Raw genomic sequence first — 10161 nt, 5'->3', positions numbered from 1 at the left:
CATGGCGCCAACGCCCCTGCATGGCCCACCCGCCCGGCCTCTGACAGTTTCCGTGGGCGTCCAGCCACGGAAGAAAGGAAAGAAAAGCAAAAGCGGGTCGCTTCGCTGCGCTTGCTCCGGTGACGACCAACAGTCGTCACCCACCACAAGCAAGACACGTGTCGACCAAGGTCGATACCCACCAACAGCCGTCAGCAGTGCAGTACGCAGTCCCGGCAGATCGCGGGAACCTGTCGAAGGCGGGGTGGCTCAGGTTGCGGGGGACGGCGCAAGTACGTCCATGTAGCCTCGATCGCGCCATCCATGGCGCTCACGCCCCCGCAACCTGAGCCACCCCGCCTCCCCTCAGGAAGCCAGCCTTTGACGTTGACGTTGCTTCTGCGGGTGCAGGGCGCAGCCCTGCCAACAAACCCCACCCTCAGTAACGAGGCCGGCCTTCTTCCAGCACCTGGCGCAGGAACGGCACGGTGATCCGCCGCTTCGCCGCCAGCGATTCGCGGTCCAGCCAGTCCAGCAGGGTGATCAATCCACCCAGCTCACGGCCGGTGTGCGACAGCAGCCATTCGATGGCCGCTTCGTCGATGGCCAGGCCGCGTCGCAGTGCACGCTCGCGCAGCACCGCAGCACGACCTTCCTCATCCAGCGGCTGCAGCAGCACGCGCACGCACTGGCCCAGGCGCGAACGCAGGTCCGGCAGCACCAGGCCCAGCTCGCCCGGCGCCTTCTGCGCCGTGTACAGCACGGTTACACCTGCAGCGCGCGCGCGGTTGTGGAAATCAAACAGCGCGATCTCGTCCTCGCGATTGCCGGCAACCTCGTCCAGCCCGTCCAGCGCCACCAGTTCGCGTGCGTCCAGCCCATCCAGCGCTGCACGAACGCGGCCGGCGGCGCTGGCCAGTGGCACGTACGTCGGCAAGCGCCCGGCCTGCTCGGCGCTGGAGCACATCGCCAGCGCCTGGTGGGTCTTGCCGGTTCCCGCCGCACCTTCCAGGTAGACCCAGTCGTGGCTGGCGCCAACCGCGATCGCGCGCAGCTGCGCCAGCGCGCCATCCGGCGCGCCGATGAAGGTCTCCAGGCGCTGGTCCCGCGGGTAATGCAGGGCCAGCGGCAGTTGCGGCACACCCATCACTTCAGGTCGGGGCCCTTGTCGTTCGGAACGATGATATGGGGGGCGTCCACTACGCCATCAAGCACGATCGCCGGCTTCTCGCCCACGTACAGCTCGCTCTGTCGGTAGCGCTGATGCGCATAGCGCAGCAGAACATTGGTCACCGCCGCCACCGGCAGCGCCAGCAGCATGCCGAGGAAGCCGAACAGCTGGCCGCCGGCCATCACCGCAAAGATCACTGCCACCGGGTGCAGGCCGATCTTGTCGCCGACGATACGCGGTGTCAGCACGTAGCTTTCCAGCAGCTGGCCCACGGTGAACACCACGCCCACCAGGATCAGCAGCTTCAGGTCGAAGCCCTGCGCCTGCACCAGTGCCGCGATCACCGCCATCAGCACGCCAGTGGTCGCGCCCAGGTACGGTATGAAGCTGATCAGGCCGGCAATCAGGCCAATCAGCAAGCCCAGCTTGAGGCCGACCAGCGACAGGCCGCCGGCATAGATCACGCCCAATGCCAGCATCACCAGGAACTGTCCGCGGATGAACGCGCCCAGCACCTCGTTGGACTCGCGCGCCAACGCGCTGATGGTGCCGATCTGGTTGCGCGGAATGACCGACGCCACCCGCTCGACCAGCTTGTCCCAGTCGCGCAGGAAATAGAACGCCAGGATCGGCAGCAGCAGGATGTTGACCACCCAGGTCACCATCGCAAAGCCCGAACGCGAGACGTAGCCCATGAATGTGGTGGCGAAGCCGCCGGCCTGCTGCCAGTGGCTGCGCACCCATTCGATCAGGCGGTCCGGATCCAGCCACTGCATCACTTCCAGGCCGGTCTTCTGCTCGAACCAGGGGATCCCCTTCTCCATCAGCCACGCCTGTGCCTGCGGCGCGACCGCGATCAGGGTGGTGATCTGGCGCTCGATCATCGGCACCAGCACCAGCAGCAGCGCCACGATCACCAGCACCATCGCCGCGAACACCAGCACCACGCCGGTCATGCGCGAACGGCCGGTGGCCTCGATGCGGTCCACCAGCGGGTCGCCCAGCCACGCCAGCGCCAGCGCCAGCACGAACGGGGTCAGGATCGGTGCCAGCAGCCACACCACCCAGCCGACCAGGCCGGCGAACAGGATGTACTTCAGGCGGCGCAGGAACTGCGCGATTTCGGCTTCCGGGGTCAGGGTCATCGCAAACGGTACTCGTTGCTGACCGGCGCGGCCACCGGGGCACCGGTGGTGTCATCGATCGGGATCGGCAGGGCCGGCAGCGTCGCGCTGGGCACCAGCACGCCGTTGTCGCCCAGCATGCGGTTGAAGCCGGCCAGGCCGGTGGTCATCTCCAGGCTCAGCTCCAGCTGGCCGGCCGAGGCGTGCAGCGGGGTGACATTGCGCACCACCGGCACCTCGCGCAGCCCGGCGGCAAGGCGCAGGTAGTCGTCGGCACTGTTGATGCCGGTGACCACCACGCGGTAGGTCCCGGCCTGGCCGACGGCGGCACCCGCCTTGGCATAGCGCCTGACCAGCGCGTCGGCGGCGCCGTCGGCACCGGCGGCCATCGCGCGCATGGCGTTGGCGTCCTTGCTGGTCCACTTGTTCAGCTCACGGCCGTTGTCGACGAACACCCAGTCCGCCTGCCAGCCGCCGTTGGCGCGGTAGAGCTTGCCGATCAGCTGCATCGGCGGCGCGTAGCGCGACGAGGCGCGGGCCACGGCGGCACTGTCCTGGCGCCAGATGGCACCGGCCAGCGCCTGTTCGGCGGCACCGCCGCTGGGCAGGCCGAGCTTGTAACCCCGCTCGATGGCGCGGTTCAGCAGCGGGCGGGCGGCGTTGGCCTGCTGCACGCTGACCAGGCGCGGGCCACTGCCGTCGTCGACGGCCAACCACACCACCGGCTTCGGCCGCGGCTGCGGCCACAGCGGCAGACCCAGCGCCGAGACCAGCGAGTCAACGTCATCCTCGCGGAAGCGGGCCACCAGCAGGGTCCTGAAGCTCGGCGCGCCGCTGGCGCCCACGCTCTGGTCCTGCTTGTAGTCGTAGCTGGCCACGTAGTCCTTGGCGTTGCGCAGCGCCTGCACCACGCCGGGGCGGGACATCACGTTGCGGTCGCCCGACAGTTTGCCCAGCACCACGCTCAGGGCACGGGCCAGGGCGCCGTTGCGATCGGCTTCGGCCTGGCTGTTGACGGGCACTTCGGCCTCGTACGCACCCGAGGCGGTGGCAACATCTCCCTCGGTGCGCAGGCCGCTCTGGGCCATCGTGGCCACCGGCAGGCTCAGTGCAAGGAGCAGGGTCAGAATCAGGCTGCGGCGCATCAGGACATCCATTGGCTCGACGAATCCGGGGGAATTGTTGCCCGAATACGGCCTTTGCGCCAATGCGGCCTGTTAAAATCGCTCGTTCAACCCCTGCCAGCGCCGACGCCCGTGACCAACACCCCGTCTTCCGCCCCCTCCCCCCTCACCTACCGTGACGCGGGTGTCGACATCGACGCCGGCAACGCGCTGGTCGAGCGGATCAAGCCCCTGGTCAAGCGCAGCTTCCGCCCGGAAGTGATGGGCGGCCTGGGCGGCTTCGGCGCCCTGTTCGACCTGTCCAACAAATACCGCGAGCCGGTGCTGGTGTCGGGTACCGACGGCGTGGGCACCAAGCTGAAGCTGGCCCACCAGCTGAACCGCCACGATACGATCGGCATCGACCTGGTCGCGATGTGCGTGAACGACGTGCTGGTGCAGGGCGCTGAGCCGCTGTTCTTCCTGGACTACTTCGCCACCGGCAAGCTGGACATCGACACCGCCGCAGCGGTGGTGGGCGGCATCGCCAACGGCTGCACCGAGGCCGGCTGCGCGCTGATCGGCGGTGAAACCGCTGAAATGCCCGACATGTACGCCCCGGGCGAGTACGACCTGGCCGGCTTCACGGTCGCTGCGGTCGAGAAGAGCGAGCTGAAGGACGGCGCCAGCGTGGCCGCCGGCGACGTGCTGATCGGCATCGCCTCGTCCGGCCCGCATTCCAATGGCTACTCGCTGGTGCGCCGCATCTACGACCGCGCCGGCCGCCCGGCCGACCTGGAACTGGAAGGTGGCGTGAAGCTGGTCGATGCGCTGATGGCACCGACCCGCCTGTACGTGAAGCCGATCCTGTCGCTGCTGAAGTCGCACGGCGACGCCATCCACGGCATGGCCCACATCACCGGTGGCGGCCTGACCGAGAACATCATCCGCGTGGTGCCCGACGGCCTCGGCCTGGACATCCAGGCCTCGTCCTGGACCCTGCCGCCGGTATTCCAGTGGCTGCAGAAGCAAGGCGCGGTGGCCGACAGCGAGATGTGGCGCACTTTCAACTGCGGCATCGGCTTCGTGCTGATCGTCGCGCCGGACCAGGTGGCTGCGGTGTCCGAGGCGGTCAAGGCGCAGGGCCTGGAGCACTGGACCATCGGCCAGGTGGTCACCGCCGAAGGCGCCGAGCGCGTCCGCATCGGCTGAACCCGACCCCGAGGAGCCCGCATGGACGCAACGCCCCCCCTGGCACCCATCCCGGTACCGCCGCCGTTGGCGGCCGTGCCGGTCTTCAGCAGGCAGGACGCTGACCACCTGCGCGCGCTGTCCATCGCGCACTACGTGTTCGGCGGCCTGATCGCGCTGCTCTCGCTGTTTTTCATTCTGTACATCGTGCTCGGCATCAGTGCGCTGAGCGGCCATCTGCCGATGAACTCCGGGGGCCAGCCCTCGTCGCCGGCCGAACAGCGCCTGTTCGGCTGGGTGTTCACGGTGCTGGGGACCGTGTTCGTCGCCGGTGGCCTGGGCATGGCCGCATTCGTCATCCAGGCCGGACGCTGCCTGGCCCAGCGTCGTCGCCACCTGCTGTGCCTGATCGTGGCCGGCCTGCTCTGCCTGTGCGCGCCGCTGGGCACCGTTCTGGGGGTATTCACCCTGGTTACGCTGCTGCGCCCGCAGGTCAAGGCCGCCTTCGATGCAAGGGGTGCAACGACATGACGACACCCGGCGCACCACCGCCGCTGCCGCAGCAGACCCTGGCGCAGCTGCAGCTGGCCAGCCACCTGCAGACGCTGAAGGTGCTGTTCTACGCGCTGGCTGTTTTCCACTGGATGGCCGCGCTGGCGTTCCTCGGTTTCATCGGCCTGGTCGCCAGCTCACGCGGGCTGGCCGATGGCGCGGTACTGGCCACGGTGTACGGGGTCATTTCGCTGCTGGCTGCCGCGCTTGGCGTCGTGCAGCTGCACACCGCACGCCTGCTGTCGCGCCGCACCGGGCTGGCCTGGTGCCAGCGCGCGGCCTGGCTGGCGGTACTGGCTGGCCCGCTGGGCATGGCCCTGACCGCCTATGCCTGGGTGTTCCTGTCCAAGCCTGACATGGCCGCACTGTTCGACCGTGGCGACCATCTCAGCGTCTGAGCTTGCCGGCAGACGTCCCCCTCCCCTGATCGACTCCCCATGTCCGCGCCTGCCCTCTCCACGACCGCCTCGCCTGCCGCTTCCCGTTTCACGGGCCCCAAGAAGCTGGCCTTCGCCGCCGTGCTGGCGGTGTTCGCGATCAGCTGGATCCACCCGCTGTGGCCCACCGAGCAGGCCCTGCACAGCACCCTGACCGTGATCGGGCTGGCCGCACTGCTATGGGTCGACCGCCGGGGTGGCTGGCTGGGCAACGGTGCCTTCATCGCGATCTGCGGCTTCATTGCACTGCACTGCGTGGCTGCGCGCTGGCTGTACTCGAACGTGCCCTACGACGCATGGGCGCAGGCGCTGACCGGCTGGTCGCCGAATGTGGCGTTTGGCTGGCAGCGTAATCATTTCGACCGGCTTATCCACTTCCTGTTCGGCGTCTGCTTCACGCCTGCGCTGCTGCAGCTGGCACGCCATGCCTGGCCGGCGCTGCGCCGCGGCCAGGCTTTCACCCTGGCGGTGATGGCAGTGATGTGCGCCAGCCTGGTCTACGAGTGGTTCGAGTGGGCCATCGCACTGGCCCTTTCGCCCGACGCCGCCGAGGCCTACAACGGGCAGCAGGGCGACATGTGGGACGCGCACGCCGACATGCTGCTGGCGACCGTGGGCAGCCTGCTGACCTGGCCGTTGATCCGCCGGAGTGCCCGGCAATGACCACGCCCACCCGCATTGCCGTGCTCGCCTCCGGCCGCGGCAGCAACCTGCAGGCCATCCTCGATGCCATCGCAGCGGGCCGCCTGCCCGCCGAGATCGTCGGCGTGTTCTCCGACCGCCCAGCCGCCGCCGCGCTGCAACGGGTCGGTGCACGCCTGCGCTGGGCACATGCGCCGAAGGAATTCGACGACCGCGCCGCCTACGAGCAGGCCCTGGGCGATGCACTGGCCGCGGTCGCGCCGGACTGGATCGTCTGCGCCGGCTACATGCGCATTCTCGGCGCAGCCTTCGTGCAGCGCTTCAATGGCCGCCTGGTCAACATCCACCCCTCCCTGCTGCCACTGCACAAAGGGCTGGATACGCATGCGCGAGCGCTGCACGCCGGCGATGCCGAGCACGGGGCCAGCGTGCATCTGGTCGTTCCCGAACTGGATGCCGGCGCCGTGCTGGCCCAGGTACGGGTACCGGTGATGCCCGGCGATGACGCCGACAGCCTGGCCGCGCGCGTGCTGGCGGTGGAGCATCCCCTGTTGATCGCCACCCTCCAGCTGCTGTGCGCCGGCCGCCTGACTGAACGGGAGGGGCAGCCGCACCTGGACGGTCACCCCCTGTTTAGCCCACTGGCCCTAGATTCCGCCGGGAACCTGAACCGGTAACGCCCACGCACACGCCCCGCTGACTGCGGGGCTGGCATCCTGCCCCCCTCCTGCAGCTCCTGTCCTCCATGAAGACCACGACCCTGCTGTCCACTTCATTGCTGCTGTCGCTTGTCGTGCTTCCCGGCGTGGGTTGGGGCCAGGTGCAAGCGCCTGCGGCCCCTGCGCAGCCGGCGCCCGTAGTACAGCCGCCCGCAGAACCGGCCGTGCCGATGCCGCCGGCGCTGGCCTGGGAGCCGCCGCCGCTGCAGCCGTTCACCGCGACCTACCAGGCCTTCTACAAAGGCAAGGAGGCCGGCGACGCCAGCATGCAGGTCACCCACACCGGCGGCAACCAGTGGCGGGTGGACATGCAGGTGGTCGGCCGCCGCGGCTTCGCCAGCGTGCTGGGCCTGAACATCGAGCAGAGCACGGTGTTCGAAGAGCGCAGCGGCGTCTATGCGCCGCTCAGCCAGAGCACGGTGCGCAAGGGCCTGTTCCTGGGCAAGAAAGCGGTCGGCACGTACAACTGGCAGGCCGGCACCGCGCAGTGGAGCGGCGACGTCAAGAAGGAACGTGCGCAACCGATCGCGCTGCAGCCGGGCGACCAGAGCGCGCTGCTGATCAATCTGGCGATCATGCGTGATGCCCGCCCGGGCGCCACCATGCACTATCGCTACGTGGACATGGGCAAGGTCCGCCAGCACGACTACCAGGCCGCGCCGCAGACCGAGAATGTCGAGGTCGGCGACCTGTCCTACAACGCGCTGCGGGTCTACCGGACCAACGGCGGCAACAACGAAACCATCCTCTGGATCGCCAACGGTGTCCCCACCCCGGTGCGCATCCTGCAACGCGAAGACGGCGAAGACCGCGTCGATCTGCGCCTGATCGAGTACCAAGGAGTCTGAGCATGAGCACCCTGACCCGCCCCCTCACCTGGATCGCTGCAGCCGCACTGTCGGTGGCCAGCCTGCCGGCCATGGCCCTGCAGCCATTCAAGGCCGATTACCTGGCCAGCTACATGGGCATGCAGGCCAATGGCAGCATGACGCTGAGCAGCGAGGGAGCCAACAAGTGGCGCTACACGCTGCAGGTGAAGAACCAGCTGGCCGACCTGAGCCAGAGCACCGTGTTCGAAGAGGTGCGTGGCCAGCTGCGCCCGCTCAGCAGCCAGGACCGTTCGGCACTGCTGGTGAAGAAGCGCAATGTGCAGGCCAACTACAACTGGACCAGCAACCAGGCCACCTGGACCGGCGACATCAAGCCGGACCGTGCGGGCCCCATCGCGTTGAAGACGGGCGACATGGACGCGCTGCTGATCAATCTGGCGATCGCCCGCGACCTGGCCGCCGGCAAGCCGCTGACCTATCGCATGGTCGACGAAGGCCGCATCAAGAACATGACCTACCGCGTGATCGGCAAGGAATCGATCACCGTGGGCGGCAAGAGCTACGAGGCCACCAAGGTCTCGCGTGCCGACGGCAACAAGGAGCTGATCGCCTGGATCGTGCCGGAATTCCCGGTGCCGGCGCGCATGCTGCAGCGTGAGAGCGGCCGCGATGCGCTGGACCTGACCATCAAGGCGATGAACTGACCGGCGAACCGGTAGTGCCGGCCGCTGGCCGGCATTTGTGTAGTGCTCCACGAGATTGACGGGATTGCCGGCCAGCGGCCGGCACTGCCAAAAGAAGACGCCCGCTTTCGCGGGCGTTGTTCTTACTTCTTTTCCTCGGCCGCGGCCGGCTTGAACTCGGTGCGGCAGTCCACGCGGATCTGTTCGCCGGTGCTGCGCCAGACGAAGGTACGGCAATGGCGGTTGCCGTCCTGGCTGTCGTTCACCGCGACCGCGTAGAACGATTCGATGATCTCGTCACGCGAGACCGTGCCGTCGCCATTCCAGTCCATGTCCTTCTGCTCGATGCCCTGGGTGATGGCGATGTTGGCGTACCAGGCATAGCCCAGCCACGCCAGCACGATCAGCACCAGAGCCAGCAGCGCCTTGCGGCGCGGGCTGAACTTGCCGCGCAGGATCATGGCACGCGCCGGATGGTGGCACCGAGCGAAGACAGCTTCTCTTCGATGTTCTCGTAGCCACGATCAAGGTGGTAGATGCGGTCGATGGTGGTCTCGCCGCTGGCCATCAGGCCGGCCAGGATCAGCGACGCCGACGCACGCAGGTCGGTGGCCATTACCGGTGCGCCACTCAGGTGCTCGCTGCCACGCACGATGGCGGTGTGGCCTTCAACCTGGATGTCCGCGCCCAGGCGCAGCAGTTCATTGACGTGCATGAAACGGTTCTCGAAGATCGTTTCGTTGATCACGCCCACCCCGTCGGCCACGCAGTTGAGTGCCATGAACTGCGCCTGCATGTCGGTCGGGAACGCCGGGTACGGCGCGGTGGTCAGGTTGACCGCCTTCGGCCGCTTGCCCTGCATGTCCAGGGTGATGGTGTCTTCGGTGGTCTCGATCTTCGCGCCGGCCTCGACCAGCTTGGACAGCACCGCGTCCATGGTGTTCGGGCGCGCACGGTTGACCGTGACCTTGCCGCCGGTCATCGCCGCAGCGACCAGGAAGGTACCGGTTTCGATGCGGTCGGGCAGCACTTCGTGGCGGCCGCCGGACAGGCGCTCGACGCCTTCGATGACCAGGCGGGCAGTGCCCAGGCCTTCGATCTTCGCGCCCAGCGCGATCAGGCAATGCGCCAGATCGGTCACTTCCGGTTCCATCGCGCAGTTGTCGAGGATGGTGGTACCTTCGGCCAGCACCGCGCCCATCAGCACGTTCTCGGTGCCGGTGACGCTGACCATGTCGAAGGTGAAATGGCCGCCCTTCAGGCGCTTGGCGCTGGCCTTGATGAAGCCGTTCTCGACCACGATCTCGGCACCCAGCGCCTGCAGGCCCTTGATGTGCTGGTCGACCGGACGCGAACCGATCGCGCAGCCGCCGGGCAGCGACACTTCGGCCGCGCCGAAGCGGGCCAGCAGCGGGCCCAGCACCAGGATCGAGGCGCGCATGGTCTTGACCAGCTCGTACGGCGCAACGTGCTGGTTGACCGAACGCGGGTCGACCACGATCGCACTGCCACGCGACAGCGTGCCCTGGTCGATGGTGACCTTGGCACCCAGCTCGCCCAGCAGCTTCACCGTGGTGACCACGTCGTGCAGGTGCGGCACGTTGGTGATCTCCACCGGCTCATCGGCCAGCAGGGTCGCGCAGAGGATGGGGAGGACGGCGTTCTTGGCGCCGGAGATGCTCACTTCACCGTGCAGCGCAGCGCCGCCGGTCACAACGATCTTGGCCATG

Annotated in this window: 12 protein-coding genes; 7 read left to right on the top strand and 5 right to left on the bottom strand. The window is 68.0% G+C overall.

What is annotated here, in order from left to right:
- Positions 1 to 418 precede the first annotated feature (418 nt).
- The 3 genes from hda to A7X97_RS04615 are packed head-to-tail and all read right to left on the bottom strand — an operon-like array spanning position 419 to position 3431.
- Positions 419 to 1126, bottom strand: coding sequence for a DnaA regulatory inactivator Hda (hda, locus tag A7X97_RS04625; protein ID WP_053500213.1), 708 nt, complete (start codon positions 1124 to 1126; stop codon positions 419 to 421).
- Positions 1126 to 2295, bottom strand: a complete 1170-nt coding sequence (locus A7X97_RS04620; protein ID WP_005415573.1) for an AI-2E family transporter — start codon at positions 2293 to 2295, stop codon at positions 1126 to 1128. Before A7X97_RS04620 ends, hda begins: the two co-directional genes overlap by 1 nt.
- Entirely contained in the window at positions 2292 to 3431 is a 1140-nt protein-coding gene (locus A7X97_RS04615) for a DUF2066 domain-containing protein (protein ID WP_111007649.1), read from the bottom strand. The genes A7X97_RS04620 and A7X97_RS04615 overlap by 4 nt, the downstream gene beginning before the upstream one ends.
- Positions 3432 to 3530: 99 nt before the next feature.
- Between A7X97_RS04615 and purM the strand changes: the two genes are divergently transcribed.
- The 7 genes from purM (at position 3531) to A7X97_RS04580 (ending at position 8452) form a co-directional block, all read left to right on the top strand.
- The gene (gene purM / locus A7X97_RS04610; protein WP_111007648.1) at positions 3531 to 4589 is read left to right on the top strand and encodes a phosphoribosylformylglycinamidine cyclo-ligase; all 1059 of its coding nucleotides are present in this window, start codon (positions 3531 to 3533) and stop codon (positions 4587 to 4589) included.
- A gap of 21 nt (positions 4590 to 4610) precedes the next feature.
- Positions 4611 to 5099, top strand: coding sequence for a hypothetical protein (locus A7X97_RS04605; RefSeq protein WP_111007647.1), 489 nt, complete (start codon positions 4611 to 4613; stop codon positions 5097 to 5099).
- On the top strand, positions 5096 to 5518 hold the full coding sequence (locus A7X97_RS04600) for a hypothetical protein (RefSeq protein ID WP_005415569.1): 423 nt from the start codon (positions 5096 to 5098) through the stop codon (positions 5516 to 5518). The genes A7X97_RS04605 and A7X97_RS04600 overlap by 4 nt, the downstream gene beginning before the upstream one ends.
- 39 nt (positions 5519 to 5557) lie before the next feature.
- Positions 5558 to 6220, top strand: a complete 663-nt coding sequence (locus A7X97_RS04595; RefSeq protein WP_111007646.1) for a DUF2238 domain-containing protein — start codon at positions 5558 to 5560, stop codon at positions 6218 to 6220.
- Complete coding sequence (gene purN / locus A7X97_RS04590; RefSeq protein ID WP_111007645.1) at positions 6217 to 6876, top strand: phosphoribosylglycinamide formyltransferase; 660 nt, start codon at positions 6217 to 6219, stop codon at positions 6874 to 6876. The genes A7X97_RS04595 and purN overlap by 4 nt, the downstream gene beginning before the upstream one ends.
- A gap of 68 nt (positions 6877 to 6944) precedes the next feature.
- Complete coding sequence (locus tag A7X97_RS04585; RefSeq protein WP_072168187.1) at positions 6945 to 7766, top strand: DUF3108 domain-containing protein; 822 nt, start codon at positions 6945 to 6947, stop codon at positions 7764 to 7766.
- Positions 7767 to 7768: 2 nt separating this feature from the next.
- Positions 7769 to 8452 (top strand): DUF3108 domain-containing protein, encoded by a 684-nt coding sequence (locus A7X97_RS04580; RefSeq protein ID WP_005415565.1) that lies wholly within the window; start codon positions 7769 to 7771, stop codon positions 8450 to 8452.
- Between the two features lie 122 nt (positions 8453 to 8574).
- Here the strand turns inward: A7X97_RS04580 and A7X97_RS04575 are convergent, their stop codons facing one another.
- Both A7X97_RS04575 and murA read right to left on the bottom strand, forming a co-directional pair.
- On the bottom strand, positions 8575 to 8892 hold the full coding sequence (locus A7X97_RS04575; RefSeq protein WP_032957609.1) for a hypothetical protein: 318 nt from the start codon (positions 8890 to 8892) through the stop codon (positions 8575 to 8577).
- The gene (gene murA / locus A7X97_RS04570) at positions 8889 to 10160 is read right to left on the bottom strand and encodes a UDP-N-acetylglucosamine 1-carboxyvinyltransferase (RefSeq protein WP_088497780.1); all 1272 of its coding nucleotides are present in this window, start codon (positions 10158 to 10160) and stop codon (positions 8889 to 8891) included. The genes A7X97_RS04575 and murA overlap by 4 nt, the downstream gene beginning before the upstream one ends.
- Position 10161 lies beyond the last annotated feature (1 nt).

Origin of the sequence: Stenotrophomonas sepilia (genome assembly GCF_003244875.1) — a bacterium.
Lineage (GTDB): Bacteria > Pseudomonadota > Gammaproteobacteria > Xanthomonadales > Xanthomonadaceae > Stenotrophomonas > Stenotrophomonas sepilia.
This window is presented reverse-complemented; position numbering and strand designations above follow the sequence as displayed.